Here is a 19154-nt window from a genome sequence, read left to right as displayed (position 1 = left end):
CTCTCCTTCTCTACCGGCCGCCGTACCAGTACTGGGTGCTGGCGGCCCAGGTCGAATCCGGGTATTTCGCGTGCAGGGTCTGAAGGCCCTTGCGCGACCAGTCGCCCACCGCCTTGTCCGGGCAGGTGTAGCGCGCCATCTTCACCGCGACCGATAGCGCCTGCGGCACCAGCGGATCAGCGCGGTTGCGCTGCATCAGCGCCAGGCTTTCCTGGGTGAAGTAGATCGAGTCCTGCGGAATGGCGCGCAACTTTGCGACCAGCGCGGCCTGTTGCGCGCGCTCTTCCTGCGGCAGGAACTCGGGCATCTCGAAATCGGCAGCCGTGGCGGCCTGCGGGCCGGTGGTCATCACGCCGAGCGGGCGGCACCACTTGCTGTAGCTGCCGGTGGCCATGCTGCGGTCGTACGCCGGTTCGAGCCAGGGCTTGAGCGGCGTGGGCCGGATGCCGTCTGCCACGGGCCAGTGCGGCGGCAACAGCACCTCGGTGGTGCTTGCCATGCGCTCCAGCAGCAGGTGACGCCAGGCGGCGGTGTCGGTGACCGACAGCGCCATCGAGCGGCGGATGCCGGCGATCATGTCCGGCCCCTTGGCGGTAGCCCCCTGCGACGGTGACGCGATACGCATCTGCGCAGCGCGGCGAGCGCTGGCGTAGTCCTCGGCCAGCACGGCGCGGGTCCATGCGGTCTCCAGCAGGGAGTCGCGCAGCGCGGGCGAGAGCGCCGGGTCGGCCGCGAGCCGCAGCCACATTGCGAGCGGCGCGCGCGTGTTCAGGAAGCGCGTCGCGTCGTCGTCGAAGGTGCTGGCCAGCGGCACCGCATTGGGTTTGGCTTCCATCGCCTCGGGGTCGCGGCGAGCAACCACCAGGCGGATCGCCAGGCGGCGCCATTCCTCTTCCGACGAGGCCGTGGGCAGCAGCAGCGCCTTCACGAGGTTCTGGCCCGAGAGGCTGTGTGCGATCAAGGGCGAATCGGCTGCACTGGCGACCAGTTCACGCGTCTCCTTGAAGCGGCCCTGCGCAAACAGGCGCTGGGCGCGCAACTGGGTGGCGGCGAAGCGTGCAGGGTGGTCTTCGGGCACGGCCGCCAATGCGGCCTGCAGTTCGGCCTCGCGCTTGTCGTCGGTGGCGGTGCTCACGGGCACCAGGCTTGCCGCGGCCATCAGCCAGGCGAGGTCGTGCGTGCGCTGGTAGTTGCTCCAGCTGAACTTCTCGCGCCACTTGTCCTGGGCGGTGATGCCGCTCGCCGGACCGTTGAAGCCGCGCACCGTGTTGAGCCACTGCACGAGATCCGACTTCTGATCCGGGCCTGCGTACGAACAACCGGCCATCATGCAGTAGCGGAACTCGTGGTTCAGCAACAGCAGCCTGGCGGCGGCGACATCGGGTGCGCCCATGGTCTTCAGGCTGTCGGCCAGGCGCTGCAGGCGCGTGCCGGGCGTGAGGTAGCGGATGCGCAGTGCCTCGGCCAGCCGGTGCACCGACGGATGCAGCGCCTGCAGGCGCGGGTTCTTCAGCAGCGGCAGCGCGATGGCATCGACCGCTTTGGTGAGTTCGGCCTGCTGCTTCAGCGCCTCGGGGCTTTCCTTGCCGGCGTCGTCCCGTTCCGAGAAAGACGGCTCGCCGCCCGGGTTCTGCCGCGCCAGCACGCGCAGCCGCATGTAGGCCGCGAGGTCGCGCCAGGGGCTGGCCTTGTCGGCCGCGATCTCGGTGAACGCGGTGTCGGCCTCGTCGAGATCGTCGGCGTAGAAGCGCTGTGCGGCCAGCTGGTAGGCGTGGTCGGCCTGCAGCCAGGCGGGGGCGCGGGGTGGCAGTTCGGGGATGGTGCCGGGCTCCTTGTTGCAGGTGTCGAACACCGCGTCTTGCGCCTGCAGCCAATGCCGCACGTAGGGGGTGGCCGCCTTGTCGCCGGCGGCACGCGTCATGCGCTGGGCCAGCGTCTTCGTGGCGTTGCGGACAGCGTCGCCGTAGAAGCAGTTGGGGCTCGCCTGCAGGCTGCTGGCGTTCCATTTCGGCTGCTGCTGCGATGGCGCCAGCAGGGCAGGCCTGTCGCGGGGCGACTGGGGATCGAGCTTCGCATTGGCGTCGTCGCGCGCTTTTCGCCATTCGATCCAGGCGTCGTCCGTTTCGGCCATGCGGTTGTCCTCTCGCGGCAGCTTCTCCAGCAGATCGGAGAAGGCCCGCACGGCGTCGGAAGAGAACGGCTGGCCGTGCAAGCGCCAGTACCAGAGCACCTGGTAGGGCACGAGGTAGTCGGTGTAGTAGCCCGCGGGCCGCTCGACGAACTCGCGCACCGGCTGGTCGGGCCGGGTGGTGGCGAAGAACAGGTCCTCGGGGTCGCCGCCGCCACTGGCATGAGCCGCGAGAGCGCTGCCGAGCAGCGCGGCCATTGCAAGCAGCCTGGCGCCGGCGCGCATCGCGTTTGCTGTTGAAGAAATCATTTGTGCGAATCCCTGTTGTCGAGTTGTTCGAAGTCTTCGTTCTTCCATGCGCCCGCGTGGAACACGTAGCGCCGCTTCACGCTGCCGAGCACGGGCCATGCCTCGCCGAGCATCAGCCCCGCCGCGTCGCGGCAGGCCGGCACCGTGGCTGCGCCCGCGGCGTGGAGCCGCTGGCGGATGCGCGCGGATTCCGCCCCCATGCGGAAGTACATCGGCACGATCTCGTCGAGCAGGCCGGCAGGCAGCCACGGATCGCTCATGCACCACGAGGCGAGCGCCGTGGCCGAGAGCCGCACGCCGCCGGCGCGCACCGGCTGCAGCCGCCGCAGCAGCGCGACATACGCCTGGCGCTGGCTGCGGCGCGCCTCGAAGTCGAGCTGCACCCAGCCCGATCGGTTGCCGTGCTTCGCGGCATGCTCGATGGCGGCGGCAATGGCCTCCTGCTGCGCGTCGTTGACGGGCGAGGGCGCGAGGTTGTCGAGTGAAACATGGACCACCGGCACCACGGTGGTGGCGCCCGGCTCGATGCGCAGCGGCCACTGACGCCAGCTCGTGCGGCTGCGCTCGCCGCTCAGCTGCACCGTGGCATGCAGGTAGGCCACGCCCGCGCCTTCTGGCAGCGCGGAAAAAAGCTGGGGCCGGTCCCAGACCCACAGCAGCGTCTGCGGCTGGGCCATGCCGTCATGCGCCAGCAGGGCCAGGAAGACCGGAAAGGCCGCGCTGCGAAAACGCATGGGAGAGGGCGAAAGGGGCGGGAGGGTGGAAGAAAAATCCCGGCCAGCATAACGAAAAAAGCCGCCTGGCCCGGGGGGCGCAGGCGGCCTTGCGGCTGCTTGTGGCTGCGGTGAATCGATCAGTCGGCGTACACGCCGGCAGCCTTGATGATCGGACCCCACTTCGCGATTTCAGCCGAGACGAACTTCTTGTGCTCCGCCGGCTCGACGCGCTTGTCGGTCGTGATCACGGCGCCCAGCGCTTCTTCGCGCTTGATGAAGCCCGGGTCCTTCATTGCGGCCTTGATGGCTTCGTTGAGCTTCTTCAGCACCGGCGCGGGCGTGCCCTTGGGCGCGTACATGCCATGCCAGATCGTCACTTCGAAGCCCTTCAGGCCCGACTCGTCCAGCGTCGGCAGGTCTTTCAGCGCGGGGGTGGTCAGGCGCTTGGCGGTGGTCACGGCATAGGCCTTGACCTTCTTGGCCTCGATCTGCGACGTGGTGTTGGTCGTCTGGTCGCACAGCAGGTCGATCTGGCCGCCCAGCAGGTCGGCGATGGCCGGGGCCGTGCCCTTGTACGGCACAGGCGTCATCTCGACCTTGATCGCGCTCTGGAACAGCAGGCCGCACAGGTGCGACGCAGCGCCCAGGCCGGCGTTGCCCAGATTGATCTTGCCCTTGTTGGCCGCGATCCAGGTCGTCAGCTCCTTGTAGTTGTTGGCGGGCAGGCCGGGCTTGCCGATCAGCGTCATCGGCACTTCGTTGACCATGCCCAGGTATTCGAAGTCGGTCTCGACGTTGAAGGGCAGCTTGCGATACAGCGCTGGCATCGTCGACATGCCGATGTGGTTCAGCAGCAGCGTGTAGCCGTCGGGGTTGGCGCGCGCCACCTTGGCGGTGCCGATGGAACTGCCCGCGCCCGCGGTGTTGTCCACCACGATCGTGGTGCCGAGCGTCTTCTGCATGGCCTCCGCCAGGTCACGCGCGACACGGTCGGTCGGGCCGCCGGCTGCGAAAGGCACCACCAGCGTAACGGTCTTGCCCGCGGGAAAGTCCTGGGCGTGGACACCGGCGGCTGCGGCGGCAATCGCCGCGAGGGCGAACAGTTTCTTCATGTCGTCTCCGGGAGGGGGGTAATAAAAACGCCGCGATCTTAAAGGCTGACTGCTGCCTGACCTATAGCGAATAGCCCTTAGGTTCGCGTCGTCATCCGATACCCTTGCTTCTTCCGCGCATGCCACCGCATGCGCCATGTAAAGCGAGAAAAAGCATTCCCATGACGACGACCCCCTCCCCCGCAAGCGCGCAGCGCCTGCCGCGCGATCTTGCGCTCGTCACCGTGGCAATCGATGCCGCGATGGTGCTGGTCAACATGGCCATCCAGCTCTGGCCCGATTCGCCCCACGGCGAGCAGCTGCGCAGCACCTATGCCCTGCCGGGCGTGTGGATACCGATGGTGTTCAGCATCGGCATGGCCTGGGTGCTGGCGGCGGCACTGGCCTGGAGTCACGGGCGCAACGCGCTCGAAAAGCGCGGCGTTGGCAGCGTGGCCCGGCTGCCCCAACCCCGCATCCGCTACGCCGCGGTGTACATCGCGGTGCTGGTGCTCAACTTCTACTTACTGAGCCCGCTGTTCTATGAAGTGCAACTGCTCTTCATGCCGGGCGGCCGCCTGCATGATTTTCTCGGCTCGACGTCCATGAGCGCGGCGATGGCGTTGTTCACGGTGCTGCAGTCCGTCGCGCAGTTGATCTTGCTCGTGCTCGGCGTGTGGGTCTCGGCCTGGTTCGCGTTGAGGGCGGCCAGTGCAGCGCCTTCCGATGCGCAGCAGCAGGACGACGATGAAGCCATCGGTGCATCGCCACGCCGTGCCGTGGCACTGGTGGGCGCCGCGGTGTTCGCATCGCTGCAGATGTGGAGCGGCGTGGTCGTGAGCCGCTGGACATCCGTCGCGCGCGGCATGGATGGGCTCGAACTGCTGATCGCCTGGATGCTGCCGCCATTGGTGGCCTTCGCGCTCGCGTTCTGGGGCGGCTGGCTGGGCGCCAATGCCGGGCTCGCGCGGGTGCGGCCTTTCAGGGCCGTGGCGGCCGCGGTGCTGGCCTTCGTGCTGGTGCAGGTCAGCTGCATCGCCATCGCATTGGCCTGGGTGATGCTGGCGACCTGGTCGCACAGCTTCGACAACGCGGGCGGCCTCATCGGCTTCGCCCTGGCGCTCGTGCTGGTCTATTCGGTGCTCGTGGTGGTGTTGATGCGTGCCGCCACGCGCTGGCTGTACCGCCGCGACTGACTGGCTACTTGTAGCTGCGCGCGTCCTCGATCACCTTGCCGTCGTTGGGCAGACCGCCCGCACCCACGACGACGACCTCGCCACGCAGCTTGGTCACTTCGCGGATCACCGCGCTCACGCGGGCCTCGAGCCCTTCGGGCACCGCCCCCGCGCATTCGAGCTGCAGCGTCATCTTGTCGTCGCCCATCTCGCCGGACACGATGAGCCGCGCGCGCTGCACTTCGGGAAAGCGCCGCGCGATCTCGGCCACCTGCGAGGGATGCACGAACATGCCGCGCACCTTGGTCGTCTGGTCGGCGCGGCCGAGCCAGCCCTTGATGCGCTTGTTGGTGCGGCCGGTGGGGCAGGTGCCCGCGAGCACGGCCGAGAGGTCCCCGGTGCCGAAGCGCACCAGCGGGTAGTCGGGGTTGAAGGTGGTGACGACGATCTCGCCGACCTCGCCATCGGGCACCGGGTCGCCGGTGCCGGGCCGCACGATTTCCACAAGCACGCCTTCGTCGATCACCAGCCCTTCGCGCGCGCTGGTCTCGTAGGCGATCAGGCCCAGGTCGGCAGTGGCATAGCACTGCGTGCCCTTCACGCCGTGCGCGGCAATCCAGTCGTGCAGGCTGGGCGGAAAGGCTTCGCCGGAGACGAGCGCCTTGGTGAGCGAAGGCAGCTTCTGCCCTTTCTCCTCGGCCTTCTCCAGCAATATCTTCAGGAAGCTCGGTGTGCCCGCATAGCCTTCGGGCTTCAGGTCGACCATGGCTTCGAGTTGCTGCTCGGTCTGCCCGGTGCCGCCCGCAAACACGGTGCAGCCCATGGCACGTGCGCCGCTTTCCATGATCGAGCCGGCGGGCGTCATGTGATAGCTGAAGCTGTTGTGAATGAGTTCGCCGCTGCGAAAGCCCGCCGCATGCAATGCCCGAGCGGTGCGCCAGTAGTCGCGCGCTTCGCCCTCAGGCTCGTAGATGGTGCCGGGGCTCGCGAACACGCGCGGCATGCGCGGGCCGCGCACGATGGTCGAGAAGCCGCCGAAGGGGTCGTCGGTGCGGCGTGCCTTCTGCAGGTCGAGCAATTCCGATTTGCGCGTGACCGGTAGTTTCGCCAGCGCCTCGCGTGTCGTGATGTCTGCGGGCTTCACGCCGTCCAGTATCTTTGCGAATGCGGGTGCTGCTGTCTGGGCCTGTGTGATCTGTTTTGGCAGCGCGGCCAGCAGGTCGCGTTCGCGTTCGGCCGGGTCGCGGATCTCGAGCTTGTCGTAGTGGTCGGTCATGTCCGTACCCTTTGTCTTTCAGTTCGGTTTTTCGCCACGCTGGCGTTCGTTCGGGGTGCGTGCGAATGACACCGGGTGCTCCCCTCCGAGAATGTCTCCTGTCGGCGTGATCGCACCCCGAGCAGCGACACATGAATACATCAAGCCAGCCACCTCTTGCGCCGCTTGTAGCTCTTCACATCGCGAAAGCTCTTGCGATCCGCACCGCCAACGCCAAGGTAGAACTCCTTCACGTCCTCGTTCTCGCGCAGGCTCTTGGCCTCGCCATCCATCACGATGCGCCCGTTCTCCAGGATGTAGCCGTAGTCGGCGTAGCGCAGCGCCATGTTGGTGTTCTGCTCGGCCAGCAGGAAGGTCACGCGCTCCTTGGTGTTCAGGTCTTTCACGATCTCGAACACCTCCTCCACGATCTGCGGCGCCAGGCCCATAGAGGGTTCGTCGAGCAGCACCATGCTCGGGTTGGCCATCAGCGCGCGGCCGATGGCGCACATCTGCTGCTCGCCGCCCGATGTGTAGGCCGCCTGCGAAGTACGCCGCGTCTTCAGGCGCGGGAAATATGCGTAGACCTTCTCCAGCGTCTGCTGCACCGCTGCCTTGCCATCGGTGCGCGTGTAGGCGCCGGTCATCAGGTTCTCTTCGATGGTCAGGTGCGCGAAGCAATGGCGGCCCTCCATCACCTGGATAAGCCCGCGCTTCACCAGCTCCGCTGGCGAAAGCGCCTCGATGCGATCCCCGCGCAGCTCGATGGTGCCCTTGGTGACAGCGCCGCGTTCGCCCGCGAGCAGGTTGCTCACTGCGCGCAGCGTGGTCGTCTTGCCCGCGCCGTTGCCGCCGAGCAGCGCCACGATGCCGCCGTCGGGCACCGTGAGCGACACGCCCTTGAGCACGAGGATCACGTGGTTGTAGATGACCTCGATGCCGTTGACATTGAGAAGGATGTTGGGTTCGCTCATGGTGTGGTCCGAAGCATTCGCAAGAACAGCGCGTGCAGCGCAGTGCTGTTCTTGCGAATGGCGGCTCTCGCGAGCCGCCACGGCACGCTCAGTGCATCAGGACTGGCAATCCGCTGCCTCGCGGCGCGTCAGCTTCTTCTCGCCCGCGTACTTGTCGGCAGCAGACTTCACCATCGGCTTGATGATCTGGTCGTCGGCCTGGTACCAGTCGGACATGTCGCCCCACTTCGCGCCGTCCCAGGTGTGCACGCGCGCCCAGGTCGAGCCCATGTGGTCCTGGCACGAAGTGCTCACCGGACGCATCACGCCCGAGAAGCCGAGTGCGTCGAGCTTCTTCTGGTCGAGTGCCAGGTTCTCCATGCCCCAGCGCACTTGCTCGCCGGTCATGACCTTGCCCTTGCCGAAGCGCTCCTGCGCGCGCTTCACGGCCTCGACGGTCAGCATCTGGATGATCACGCCGCGCGTGTAGAGCACCGAGCCCACTTCGTCCTTCGGGCCCGTGCCCTGGCCCTTGTCGTGCACCTGCTTCAGGATGTCCTGGATCACCTTGGGCTGCGTGCCCGAGGTGTTCAGCGCCAGCGCGTGGTAGCCCTTGGCATTGGCGCCCACGTCCTTCACGTCGGGCTCGGCGCCGGCCCACCACACGCCGTACATCTTCTCGCGCGGGTAGCCGGTGGCCACGGCCTCCTTCAGCGCGGTGGAGTTCATCACGCCCCAGCCCCACAGCAGCACGAAATCAGGGCGCTGCTGGCGCACCTGCAGCCAGGCCGACTTCTGCTCCACGCCGGGCGCGGTCACCGGGATCAGCGACAGCTCGAAGCCGTTCTGCTTGGCGCGCTCCTGCAGCAGCGGAATGGGCTCCTTGCCGAACGGCGAGTCGTGGTACACGAGGGCGATCTTCTTGCCCTTGAGCTTGTCCATGCCGCCTTCGGCCTTGCCGATGTGCTGGATCAGGATGTCGGCCGCGGTCCAGTAGGAGCCCATCAGCGGAAAGTTCCACTTGAAGACGCCACCGTCCTGCGAGGCGGCCAGGCCGTAGCCCAGCGTGATCAGCGGGATCTTGTCGGTCGGCACCTTGTCGGTCAGCGCGAAGGTGATGCCGGTGGCTTGCGGGTCGAACAGAGCAACGCCGGGGCGGCCCTTCAGGCGCTCGTAGCATTCCACGCCCTTGTCGGTGGCGTAGCCGGTCTCGCATTCTTCGTACGTGATCTTCACGCCGTTGATGCCGCCGGTCGCATTCACCAGCTTGATGTAGTCCTGCTTGCCGTTGGCCCAGGGCGTGCCGTTGGGTGCATAGGGGCCCGTGCGGTACACCAGCAGCGGGAAGAACTGCTCCTTGGCCTGCGCATTGGCGAGCGACGGCGCGAGCAGGGCGCCGAGGGTGCTGGCCACCAGGGCGGCGGTCAGAGCGAGCGATTTCAGTTTCATGCCTGTCTCCTTTGTGGGCACCTCGGTGCCGGGTTTTTTACGAACGGGAACTCATCAATCAATGAGGGAAGGGCCAGAGCCGCAGCTTCTCTTTGGCCGTGGACCACAGCCGCGCAAGACCATGCGGCTCGACGATCAGGAAGAACACGATCAGCGCGCCGAAGATCATGGTCTCCAGGTGCGAGGCCAGCGCGGTCGAAATCGAGAAGCCCAGCCACCCCGGCAGCTGGTTCAGAAACAGCGGCAGCAGCACGATGAACGCGGCGCCGAAGAAGCTGCCCATGATCGAGCCGAGCCCGCCGATGATCACCATGAACAACAGCTGGAACGAGCGGTCGATGCTGAACGCTGCCGGTTCCCACGCACCCAGGTGCACGAAGCCCCACAGCGCGCCGGCCACGCCGACGATGAAGCTGCTCACCGCAAAGGCCGTGAGCTTGGCGTACACCGGGCGAATGCCGATCACCGCGGCTGCCACGTCCATGTCGCGCATTGCCATCCACTCGCGGCCGATGGCGCTGCGCACCAGGTTCTTTGCCAGCAGCGCGAACACCACCACGAAGAGCAGGCAGAACAGATACTTCTGCACCGGCGACTCGATCGGCACGCCGAACACGTTGAGCCCCGCCACGCTCACCGAGCCCGACGAAGAATTGTTGGTGAACCACTGGATGCGCAGGAAGGCCCAGTCGGTAAAGAACTGCGCCGCCAGCGTGGCCACAGCAAGGTACAGCCCCTTGATGCGCAGGCTCGGAATGCCGAACAGCACGCCGATCACCGTCGCGCACAGGCCGCCCAGCAGCAGCGAGGCAATCAGCGGCATGCCGTCGATGCGCACCTGGAAGTTGTAGGCCGCGTACGCGCCCACCGCCATGAAGGCGCCCGTGCCCAGCGAGATCTGGCCGCAATAGCCGACAAGGATGTTGAGACCCAGCGCCGCGAGCGACAGGATCAGGAAGGGCGTGAGGATGGCGCGCATCCAGTAGTCGGATACGCCCAGCGGCACCACGACGAACGCCACGAGCAACAGCACCAGCATCGCGATGCGATCCTGCGCAATCGGAAAGATCTGCTGGTCGGCCCTGTAGCTCGACTTGAACTGACCGTTTTCTCTGTAGAACATTGCTCAGACCCGATCGATGATTTTTTCGCCGAACAGGCCTTGAGGCCGAACGAGCAGGAAGACCAATGCCAAAACATAGGCAAACCAGATCTCGATGCCGCCACCGAGCATGGGGCCGAGATAGATTTCGGACAGCTTCTCGCCCACGCCGATCAACAGGCCACCGATGATGGCGCCCGGAATCGATGTGAGCCCGCCGAGGATCACCACCGGCAGCGCCTTCAGCGCCACCAGCGAGAGCGAGAACTGCACGCCGAGCTTCGATCCCCAGATGATCCCGGCCACCAGCGCCGAGAAGCCGGCCACCGACCACACGATCACCCAGATGCGCTTGAGCGGAATGCCGATGGACTGCGCGGCCTGGTGGTCGTCGGCCACCGCGCGCAGCGCGCGGCCCGTAGCCGTCTTCTGGAAGAAGATGGCCAGCACCACCACGAGGCCGGCCGCCACCAGCGCGGCGATCAGGTCTTCCTGGCTCAGCAGCAGCCCGCCCTGGAAGGTGCCTTCGAGCACCATCAGCGGTTCCTTGGGCATGCCCACGTCGATCTTGTAGATGTCGTTGCCGAAGATCGTCTGGCCCACGCCGTCGAGAAAGTAGGCGATGCCCAGCGTGGCCATCAGCAGCGTGATGCCTTCCTGGTTCACCAGCTTGCTGAGCGCGAGCCGCTCGATCAGCCAGGCCACCACCACCATCACCGCCATCGCGGCAATGAATGCCAGGATGTTCGCGAGGATCTGGCTCTGGAAGCCGAACCACAGCGGGAACCACTCCGAGAAGCGCGCCATCGCCAGCGCCGCGAAGAGCACCATCGCGCCCTGCGCGAAGTTGAAGACGCCCGAGGCCTTGTAGATCAGCACGAAGCCGATGGCGATCAGCGAATAGAGCATGCCGACCATGAGGCCGCCGAAGAGGGTTTCGAGGAAAAAGCCCATCGTGTTCTTTCGTGATCAGTGCTCGACGCCGAGGTAGGCGCGGATCACGTCTTCGTTGTTGCGCACTTCATCCGGCGTGCCGTCGCCGATCTTCTTGCCGTAGTCCAGCACCACCACGCGGTCGGAGATGTCCATCACCACGCCCATGTCGTGCTCGATCAGCACGATGGTTGCGCCGAACTCGTCGTTCACGTCGAGGATGAAGCGGCTCATGTCCTGCTTCTCTTCCACGTTCATGCCTGCCATCGGCTCGTCGAGCAGCAGCACCTGCGGCTCCATTGCGAGCGCGCGGCCCAGGTCGACGCGCTTCTGCAGGCCGTAGGGCAGGCGGCCCACCGGCGTCTTGCGGTGTGCCTGGATTTCGAGGAAGTCGATGATGTGCTCGACGAATTCGCGGTGCCGCAGCTCCTCGCGCTCGGCGGGGCCCCAGCGCAGGGCTTGTGCGAGCAGGCCGCTCTTCATCTTGAGGTTGCGCCCCGTCATGATGTTGTCGAGCACGCTCATGCCCTTGAACAGGGCCAGGTTCTGGAAGGTGCGCGCCACGCCCATCTCGGCCACCTGGCGCGAGTTCATGTGCTTGAAGGTCTGGCCGCGGAAGGTGATGGAGCCCTGCTGCGGCCAGTACACGCCATTGATGCAGTTCAGCATCGAGCTCTTGCCCGCGCCGTTCGGGCCGATGATGGCGCGCACTTCATGCTCGCGTACGTTGAAGCTGATGTCGGTCAGCGCCTTCACGCCGCCGAAGCTCAAGCTGATGTTCTGCACGTCGAGGATGACGTCGCCTGTCTTCCGGGTGCTCATGCCGCCGCCTTCACGATGGGAAACGTCTTCGCTTCGACGACCTTCAGCGTGGCGCTGACAACCCCCGTGCGTCCGTCCTCGAACTTGACCTGGGTCTCGATGTACTGCTCGGTCTTGCCGCCGTAGAGCGCGGCCACCAGCACCGCGTATTTCTCGGCGATGAAGCCGCGGCGCACCTTGCGCGTGCGGGTCAGTTCGTCGTCGTCAGGGTCGAGCTCCTTGTGCAGCACCAGGAAGCGGGCGATCTGCGTCTCGCCCATGCCGTCTTCGCTCGCGAGGTCGGCGTTGACCTTGGCGATGCACTCGGCCACCAGCGCCAGCACGTCGGGCTTGCCGGCCAGGTCGACGTAGCCGCCGTAGGCGAGACCGCGGCGCTCGGCCCAGTTGCCGACGGCTTCGTAGTCGATGTTGATGGCCGCGCACACTTCGTCTCGCGCGTTGCCGAAGCACACGGCTTCCTTGATCTGCGGGAAGAACTTGAGCTTGTTCTCGATGTAGTTGGGCGCAAAGATCGCGCCGCTCACGAGCCGGCCCACGTCCTTGGCGCGGTCGATGATGCGCAGGTGCCCTTCGCTGTCGAGCACGCCCGCATCGCCGGTGTGGAAGTAGCCGTTTGCATCCAGCACTTCGGCCGTGGCGTCGGGGCGCTTGTAGTACTCCTTGAGCACCGATACGCCACGCACCAGCACTTCGCCGTCTTCCGCGATCTTCAGTTCGATGCCCGGCGCGGCCGTGCCCACGGTCTGCAGCTTGACCTTGCCGTCCTGCTGCAGGCACACATACGCGCAGGTCTCGGTCTGGCCGTAGAACTGCTTGAGGTTGACGCCGATGGAGCGGTAGAAGCGGAACAGGTCGGGCCCGATGGCCGCGCCGGCCGTGTAGGCCACGCGGATGCGGCTCATGCCCAGCACGTTGCGCAGCGGGCCGTAGATCAGCAGATTGCCAAGGCCGTACATCAGGCGGTCACCCGTGTCCACCGGCGCGCCGTTGAGGATGTCCGCGCCCACGCGCCGAGCCAGCGCCATGAACTTCGCGTACAGCCAGCGCTTGGGCGCGGCCGCGTCTTCCATGCGGATCGACACGGCCGTGAGCAGCCCTTCGAAGGTGCGCGGCGGGCCGAAGTAGTAGCTCGGGCCGATCTCGCGCATATCGTTCATCACCGTCTCGGCCGACTCGGGGCAGTTGAGCGTGAAGCCGCCCACCAGCCACTGCGCGACGGAGAACAGATGGTCGCCCACCCACGCCATCGGCAGGTAGCTCATGATGTTGTCGCCGGGGCCGAGCTTGTCGGTCTGCACGCCGCCGCGGCCGGCTGCGATGAAGCTCGCATGCGTCTGGCACACGCCCTTGGGGCGGCCGGTGGTGCCCGAGGTGTAGAGGATCACGCCGACATCCGTAGCCTCTCCGCTGGCCACCGCGCGGTCGTAGTAGCCGACGTTGGCCTTGTCGAACTCGCGGCCCAGCGCGCGCAGTTGCTCGTAGCTCATCAGGCCCGGCTGGTCGTAGTGGCGCAGGCCCTTGGGGTCGTCGTAGATGATGTGGCGGATGCCGTGCTGCTGGTCTTTCTGGAGCTCGCGGCATTCGAGCAGCTTGTCGACCTGCTCCTGGTCTTCGACGATCACGAAGTCGATGGCCGCGTCCTGCAGCATGAAGACCATCTCGCTTGCCACCGCATCCTGATACAGCGGCACCGGCACGCCGCGCAGGCTTTGCGCCGCGACCACCGCCATGTACAGGTGCGGCCGGTTGGCGCCGACGATGGCCAGGTTGTCGAAGGGCTTGAAGCCGAGGCTCGCGAGACCGCAGGCCATTTCGCGCACTTCCTGCGCCACGGCGTTCCAGGTCCAGGTTTGCCAGATGCCGAGATCCTTCTCGCGCACGGCGGGCGCCTCGGGTTGGGCGTCGGCATGCGCGAGCAGCAGACGGGGGAAGGTGGGGGCGGTTGTTTGCACAGTGGGCGGATCGTAGGTCTCACTTTGACGCCCGGTTGTCGTTCCAACGACAATCCTAGGGACACTACTCCCCGGAGTTTCCCGATGCCTCACGGCAATCTCAACCACAACGTGCTCGGCGGTTCGATCAAGGATCGCGTGCGTCCCGCCAATGCCGCTGAGCTCGAAGGCATCCCCTGGCTGCCCACGCTCACGCCCGCCGAGCGCCGCCGCGCCGAAGCCGCGCTGGTTGTGGGCGAGGCCGAGCCCGGCGACCTGGTGTGCCGCGTCGGCCGCTCGCCGACCTACTGGTTCGGCGTGGTCGAGGGGCTGCTCAAGATGAGCAACGACAACGCCGACGGCGGCTCGGTCACCTACACCGGTGTGCCGCCAGGCGGCTGGTTCGGCGAAGGCACGGTGATGAAGCGCGAGCCCTACCGCTACAACATCCAGGCGCTGCGGCGCAGCCTGGTGGCGGGGCTGCCGATCGAAAGCTTCCACTGGCTGCTCGACCACTCCATCGGCTTCAACCGCTTCGTGATGAACCAGCTGAATGAACGGCTGGGCCAGTTCATCGCGGCGCTGGAGATCGACCGGCTCAACAACCCCGACGCGCGCGTGGCACGCAACCTGGTGTCGCTGTTCAACCCGGTGCTGTACCCGGGCGTGGGCGAGGTGCTGCGTATCACTCAACAGGAGCTGGCCTACCTGGTCGGCCTTTCGCGCCAGCGCGTGAACGAGGCACTGAACGGCCTTTCGGCGCAGGGCCTGATCCGCGTGGAGTACGGTGGGCTGCGTGTGCTCGACCTGCCGGGCCTGCGCGCGACCGCGATGTCGAACAGGAAGAACGCCTCGGCGGAAACGGAAAACACATGATCCTCAAAGACCAGCTCCAGGTGGTGCCCGCGAATGCGGAAGCCGCCTTCATCCCACCGTCAGAGGCGCCGAAGACGAAGGCCGAGGACGCCGGCCCGACGCTGCAGGAGGCCATCGAACGCAACGAGGCGTTGAACGAGAAGCTCGATGCGCTCAACGAAATACTGGCCAAGCCGCTCAGCGAAATTCTGGCCGACCGCGAGAAGTTCGAAGAGGCCGCGCTCGCGTGGGACCGCTTCGGCGCGATGTGGATGCTCTCGCAACGCGCGATGCGACGCGTGGCGCTCGACCTCGCAGCGCAGCTCGGCGTGAGCGAGGAAGAAGTCGTCGCGCGTGCCATGGCCAATGCCAATGCAGTACTCAACGGCGCAGACGAGGTCGACCTCGACGGCACCATCGCGCCTGCGCAGCTGCAGCACATCGCCCGCCACCGCAACTTCCTGCGCAAGCAGTTCCGTACCGGCTGAGCACCAAGGCCTCTCGATACCGCTTAACCTCCCCGCCTTCGTTCAAGAAAGAGCTTCCCGATGACCGCTTCCCACCTCACCCTCATCACCGGCGCCTCGCGCGGCCTGGGCCGTGCCATGGCCGAACAGCTGCTGCAGGCCGGCCACACGGTGCTGGGCATCTCGCGCAAGCAGGATCCGGCGCTTGCCGAGGTAGCCAAGGCCGCCGGCGCCGAACTCGTGCAATGGGAGCAGGACCTGTCCGACCCCGTGGCCGCATCGGCCCGCGTGTCGGCATGGCTCAAGACCATCGACGCGCAACGCTTCGACAGCGTCACGCTCATCAACAACGCCGGCACCGTCGGCAACCCCGCGCCGCTGTCGAGCGCGGTGGAGGCCGAGCTCTCGCTGGCCCTGCGCATCGGCCTCGAAGCGCCGATGCTGCTGACGGCAGCCTTCCTCGGCGCGACCCGCGAATGGCGCGGCGCGCGCAAGGTGCTGAACATCTCGTCGGGCCTGGGCCGCAACGCCATGGGCAGCCAGGCGCCCTACTGCGCGGCCAAGGCCGGCATGGATCATTTTTCGCGCGCCGTGGCGCTCGAGGAAGCGAATGCACCGAACGGCGCGCGCATCGTCTCGCTTGCGCCCGGCGTGATCGACACCGACATGCAGGTGCAGCTGCGCGGTGCGTCGGCCGAAAAGTTTCCGGACCGCACGCGCTTCGTGAGCATGAAAGAGGACGGCCGGCTCGACAGTCCCGCCACTGCGGCGGCCAAGGTACTCAAGTACCTGGCGCGCGAAGACTTCGGCAACAACCCCGTGGCCGACGTGCGCGACCCTGCCTGATCGAAACGAAGGACACGCACGCCATGGCTACTGCCAAGTCGATCGACACCATCGAGTACAAGCTCTTCCCGTCGCCGAGGAACGTGCACCGCATCGTCTTCGAGCACCAGGTCTTCGTGCCGTACCCGTACGCACTGATCGTGATGGACGAGTTCTACTTCAAGGGCCGCTACAGCCTGTTCTCGGCCTGCAGGCTGAGCGACGGGAAAATGGGGCAGGTGGCGACGTTCGAGGATGCGTCGGACGTCGCCATCTTCAACACGAAGTTCGTGCCGGACTGAACTGCGACTACTGCATCGCGAACCGGTCGCGCTGCGCCTGCGCGCATTCGCCCATCACGTTCAATGCGCGCTCCACCGTGGGCGTGCCCATCACGAAGGGGTTCGCCGCGCCGGCCGGCTGCTGCCGCATCGCCGCCATCTTGGCCTGCGAGCTGTCGACGTTCGAGTGGTTCGACAGCATCACGTCGATGCCTTGTGCTTTCACCAGGGAGTCCATGCGTCGGGTGGACGCGATGTAGCTGTCCAGCCGAGGCACGTCCTTGCCGAAGTTGAAGCCTGTGCCGCCCCAGAGCATGGCGCGGTGCTTCCTGCCGTTCTCGCTCACGTCGAACACCGGGGAGAGCGTGCCCATGGTGTGGCCCGGCGTGAGGTACAGCGTGACGGTGGTGTCGCCCAGGGTGACGCGGTCGCCGTCCTTTGCCGAGATGTCGCCCGCGCCGCGCTTGGGCGGCGCGCCCCAGATGGGCGTGGCGAACTCCAGCTTCGTCTCGGTCATCGTCCAGTCGGCCTCGCTCATCACCACGCGCGCGCGGTACTTCTGCGCGAGGTAGGGTGCTCCGCCGTAGTGGTCGCCGTGGCCGTGCGTGACGATCACGTACTTGATCTGCGCCGGGTCGAGGCCCAGCTTGCGCATGCCGCCTTCGATCAGCGCGGCAGCCTCCACCTGGTTGTTCAGCGCATCGATGAGGATGATGCCGTCGGAGGTCTTGATGGCCCAGGCGCTGACCCAGTCGGCGCCCACGAAATACAGGTTGTCGAAAGCCCTGGCGGGAGGTGGTGCGGGCTTGTTGATGAGCAGCGGGAGGCCCTTGTCGAGCTCCTCCTGCGGCGGACGCGTGGCTGGGGCGGGCTTGCATAGCGCGAGCAGCGGACCGAGGTCGGTGCCCGCGGCCTGTGTGGCTGCCGCGACGTGGGCGGCCACGGTTGCGTCGGAAGGTTTCTGCGCGGGCGTCTGTGCGCAGCCCTGGACGAGGGCGACAACCGCTGCCAGAGCGGCTGTCTTCAAGGGAAGCGAAGGAACCATCGGTGTCTCCATGCCGTCGTTGCGGCTTGTTCTGGAGACGCCATTCTGCGGCGCGCAGGCTTATTCGATTGTCGCGCCCGAGGCTTGCACGATGCCCTTCCACTTCTCGTAGTCGGTCTTCAGCAGCGCGCCGAACTGCTCCGGCGTCATGCTCTGCGGCTCCGCGCCCTGCGCGATGATGGCCGCCTTCATTTCAGGCGTGGCCAGCAGCTTGTTGATATCGGCATTCAGCAGCGTCACCACGTCCTTCGGCGTACCGGCCGGCACGAAGATGCCATACCAGGTGCTCACGTCGAAGTCCTTGTAGCCGAGCTCGGCCACGGTGGGCGTGTCGGGCAGCGAGGTGCTGCGCTTGGCCGAGGTGACTGCCAGCGGGCGCAGCTTGCCTGCCTTGATCTGCGCCATGGCCGAGGGCACCGACGACACCATCAGGTCGACGTTGCCCGCGAGCACGTCCATCATGGCCGCGTTGGAGCCCTTGTAAGGCACGTGGCGCATCTTGATCTTGGCGGCGCTGTTGAAGATCTCGCCGGCCAGGTGGATGGTGGTGCCGTTGCCGGGCGAGCCGTAGGTAACGGTGTCTGGCGCGGCGCGCGCGGCCTTCACCACGTCGTCGAGCGTCTTGAACTTGGAGTTGGCCTGCGTGACGATCACCACCGGCGTGTAGGCCACGTGGGCCACCGCGGTGAGGTCTTTCACCGGGTTGTAGCTCAGGTTCTTGTAGAGCCAGGGCGCAACGACCATGTTGTCCTTCTGGCCCATCACGATGTCGTAGCCCGTGGGCGCGGCGCGCGCGGCCTCGGCAATGCCGATGGTGCCGCCGGCACCCGCGCGGTTGTCGGGCACCACGGTCCAATGGTTCACCTCGGTGAGCTTCTGGGCCACCAGGCGCGCCAGGATGTCGGTGCCGCCGCCGGGCGGGAAGGGCACGACCATGCGGATGGGCTTGGCGGGGTAGGCCGCGGTCTGTGCATGAGCGGTGGCCGTGAAGGCCAGGGGGAATGCCAGCGCGAGGGCCAGCTTGCCGAGGTGTCTGCGGATCATGGGTTGTCTCTTTGTCGGGGTCGATTCGGGGTTGCAGTCGTTGCCGTCGTCACTGCACCGGGGGTGCAGTGTGCCGGAAGCCGGGTAAGAAGGATTTCTTCATTTGCGATGGGGCTCGTATCGACTTGCGGGGTGCCATTTTCCGATGCCTTGACAGGGCCCTGTCCGACGCAAATACTGCACCGTATGGTTGAGTATTTTTGGCAAGCCCGGCATGCGTCGATGGCACGCCGGGCCTCCCCGAAGGAAACCCAGGAGACTCGCATGCTCGGAAACATCAACGCAGTGGCCAATCTCGCGGTGAAAGACCTCGCGGTGGCCCGCCGCTTCTACGAAGACACGCTGGGCCTGTCGCAGGTCGATGCGGAGGGCGACGAAGTCATCGTCTACCGCAGCGGCAACACGCGAATCAACGTGTACCGCTCGCAGTTCGCCGGAACGAACCAGGCGACGGCCGTCACCTGGCAGGTGGGCGAAGACATCGAGCGCCTCGCCGCTGCCCTCAAGGCCAAGGGCGTGCGCTTCGAGCACTACGACATGCCCGACACGAAGCTCGTGGGCGACCTCCATGTCATGGGCGACATGAAGGTCGCATGGTTCAAGGACCCGGACGGGAACATCCTGAACCTGATCAACGGCTGATCGATCAGCCGAAGTTTCAGCCGAAGTTCTTCGCCGCGAAGTCCCAGTTCACCAGCTTGGCCAGGAAGGTCTCGACGAACTTCGGGCGCAGGTTGCGGTAGTCGATGTAGTAGGCGTGTTCCCAGACGTCC

The 19154-nt window shown here is 66.3% G+C and carries 19 protein-coding genes; 6 read left to right on the top strand and 13 right to left on the bottom strand.

Annotated elements, in window-relative coordinates; all coding sequences use genetic code 11:
• Positions 1–10 precede the first annotated feature (10 nt).
• From BLV60_RS31495 to BLV60_RS31485, 3 genes are all read right to left on the bottom strand, one after another.
• Positions 11–2437 carry a hypothetical protein gene (locus BLV60_RS31495; protein ID WP_143042661.1) on the bottom strand — a complete coding sequence of 809 codons (2427 nt, stop codon included), beginning with the start codon at positions 2435–2437 and terminating at the stop codon, positions 11–13.
• Positions 2434–3171 (bottom strand): hypothetical protein, encoded by a 738-nt coding sequence (locus BLV60_RS31490; RefSeq protein WP_093059343.1) that lies wholly within the window; start codon positions 3169–3171, stop codon positions 2434–2436. Before BLV60_RS31490 ends, BLV60_RS31495 begins: the two co-directional genes overlap by 4 nt.
• A 119-nt stretch (positions 3172–3290) precedes the next feature.
• On the bottom strand, positions 3291–4265 hold the full coding sequence (locus tag BLV60_RS31485) for a tripartite tricarboxylate transporter substrate-binding protein (protein ID WP_093059341.1): 975 nt from the start codon (positions 4263–4265) through the stop codon (positions 3291–3293).
• Between the two features lie 161 nt (positions 4266–4426).
• Between BLV60_RS31485 and BLV60_RS31480 the strand changes: the two genes are divergently transcribed.
• The gene (locus tag BLV60_RS31480; RefSeq protein WP_093059339.1) at positions 4427–5440 is read left to right on the top strand and encodes a hypothetical protein; all 1014 of its coding nucleotides are present in this window, start codon (positions 4427–4429) and stop codon (positions 5438–5440) included.
• Positions 5441–5444: 4 nt separating this feature from the next.
• Here the strand turns inward: BLV60_RS31480 and BLV60_RS31475 are convergent, their stop codons facing one another.
• The 7 genes from BLV60_RS31475 to BLV60_RS31445 all read right to left on the bottom strand — a co-directional run bounded on the left by BLV60_RS31475 (position 5445) and on the right by BLV60_RS31445 (position 13885).
• Positions 5445–6695 (bottom strand): phenylacetate--CoA ligase family protein, encoded by a 1251-nt coding sequence (locus tag BLV60_RS31475; RefSeq protein WP_093059337.1) that lies wholly within the window; start codon positions 6693–6695, stop codon positions 5445–5447.
• A gap of 140 nt (positions 6696–6835) precedes the next feature.
• Positions 6836–7648 (bottom strand): ABC transporter ATP-binding protein, encoded by an 813-nt coding sequence (locus BLV60_RS31470; RefSeq protein ID WP_093059335.1) that lies wholly within the window; start codon positions 7646–7648, stop codon positions 6836–6838.
• A 96-nt stretch (positions 7649–7744) separates the two neighbouring features.
• On the bottom strand, positions 7745–9076 hold the full coding sequence (locus BLV60_RS31465) for an ABC transporter substrate-binding protein (RefSeq protein ID WP_093059333.1): 1332 nt from the start codon (positions 9074–9076) through the stop codon (positions 7745–7747).
• A 58-nt stretch (positions 9077–9134) separates the two neighbouring features.
• Positions 9135–10199, bottom strand: a complete 1065-nt coding sequence (locus BLV60_RS31460; protein ID WP_093059331.1) for a branched-chain amino acid ABC transporter permease — start codon at positions 10197–10199, stop codon at positions 9135–9137.
• 3 nt (positions 10200–10202) lie between these two features.
• Positions 10203–11132: a branched-chain amino acid ABC transporter permease gene (locus BLV60_RS31455; RefSeq protein WP_093059329.1), complete on the bottom strand. Its 930-nt coding sequence runs from the start codon at positions 11130–11132 to the stop codon at positions 10203–10205.
• A gap of 15 nt (positions 11133–11147) precedes the next feature.
• A complete protein-coding gene (locus tag BLV60_RS31450) occupies positions 11148–11933 on the bottom strand; it encodes an ABC transporter ATP-binding protein (RefSeq protein WP_093059327.1) in 786 nt (261 codons plus the stop codon).
• Positions 11930–13885, bottom strand: a complete 1956-nt coding sequence (locus BLV60_RS31445; protein ID WP_093059325.1) for an AMP-binding protein — start codon at positions 13883–13885, stop codon at positions 11930–11932. Before BLV60_RS31445 ends, BLV60_RS31450 begins: the two co-directional genes overlap by 4 nt.
• Positions 13886–13969: 84 nt before the next feature.
• Between BLV60_RS31445 and BLV60_RS31440 the strand changes: the two genes are divergently transcribed.
• From BLV60_RS31440 to BLV60_RS31425, 4 genes are read left to right on the top strand one after another with little or no spacing between them, the layout of a single operon-like run.
• Positions 13970–14740: a Crp/Fnr family transcriptional regulator gene (locus BLV60_RS31440; protein WP_093059323.1), complete on the top strand. Its 771-nt coding sequence runs from the start codon at positions 13970–13972 to the stop codon at positions 14738–14740.
• Positions 14737–15207, top strand: coding sequence for a hypothetical protein (locus BLV60_RS31435; RefSeq protein WP_093059321.1), 471 nt, complete (start codon positions 14737–14739; stop codon positions 15205–15207). Before BLV60_RS31440 ends, BLV60_RS31435 begins: the two co-directional genes overlap by 4 nt.
• A 60-nt stretch (positions 15208–15267) precedes the next feature.
• Positions 15268–16032, top strand: a complete 765-nt coding sequence (locus BLV60_RS31430; RefSeq protein WP_093059319.1) for an SDR family NAD(P)-dependent oxidoreductase — start codon at positions 15268–15270, stop codon at positions 16030–16032.
• A gap of 23 nt (positions 16033–16055) precedes the next feature.
• The gene (locus tag BLV60_RS31425) at positions 16056–16313 is read left to right on the top strand and encodes a hypothetical protein (protein WP_093059317.1); all 258 of its coding nucleotides are present in this window, start codon (positions 16056–16058) and stop codon (positions 16311–16313) included.
• Between the two features lie 7 nt (positions 16314–16320).
• Here BLV60_RS31425 and BLV60_RS31420 read toward each other — a convergent pair whose 3' ends face one another.
• Together BLV60_RS31420 and BLV60_RS31415 are read right to left on the bottom strand one after the other, a co-directional pair.
• Positions 16321–17337, bottom strand: coding sequence for an MBL fold metallo-hydrolase (locus tag BLV60_RS31420; protein ID WP_093059424.1), 1017 nt, complete (start codon positions 17335–17337; stop codon positions 16321–16323).
• Between the two features lie 60 nt (positions 17338–17397).
• Positions 17398–18381, bottom strand: coding sequence for a Bug family tripartite tricarboxylate transporter substrate binding protein (locus tag BLV60_RS31415; RefSeq protein ID WP_093059315.1), 984 nt, complete (start codon positions 18379–18381; stop codon positions 17398–17400).
• A 264-nt stretch (positions 18382–18645) separates the two neighbouring features.
• Between BLV60_RS31415 and BLV60_RS31410 the strand changes: the two genes are divergently transcribed.
• Positions 18646–19023 carry a VOC family protein gene (locus tag BLV60_RS31410; protein ID WP_093059422.1) on the top strand — a complete coding sequence of 126 codons (378 nt, stop codon included), beginning with the start codon at positions 18646–18648 and terminating at the stop codon, positions 19021–19023.
• Between the two features lie 16 nt (positions 19024–19039).
• On the opposite strand, the gene BLV60_RS31405 is transcribed toward BLV60_RS31410, so the two are convergent.
• Positions 19040–19154, bottom strand: a 115-nt coding sequence (locus BLV60_RS31405; RefSeq protein WP_218132259.1) for a Fe-Mn family superoxide dismutase, incomplete at its 5' end; no start/stop codon positions are given.

Origin of the sequence: Variovorax sp. YR634, from assembly GCF_900106655.1 — a bacterium.
Taxonomy (GTDB): Bacteria; Pseudomonadota; Gammaproteobacteria; order Burkholderiales; family Burkholderiaceae_C; genus Variovorax.
Note: the sequence above shows the minus strand (reverse complement) of the source record. Positions and strands in the feature narration are given on the sequence as shown.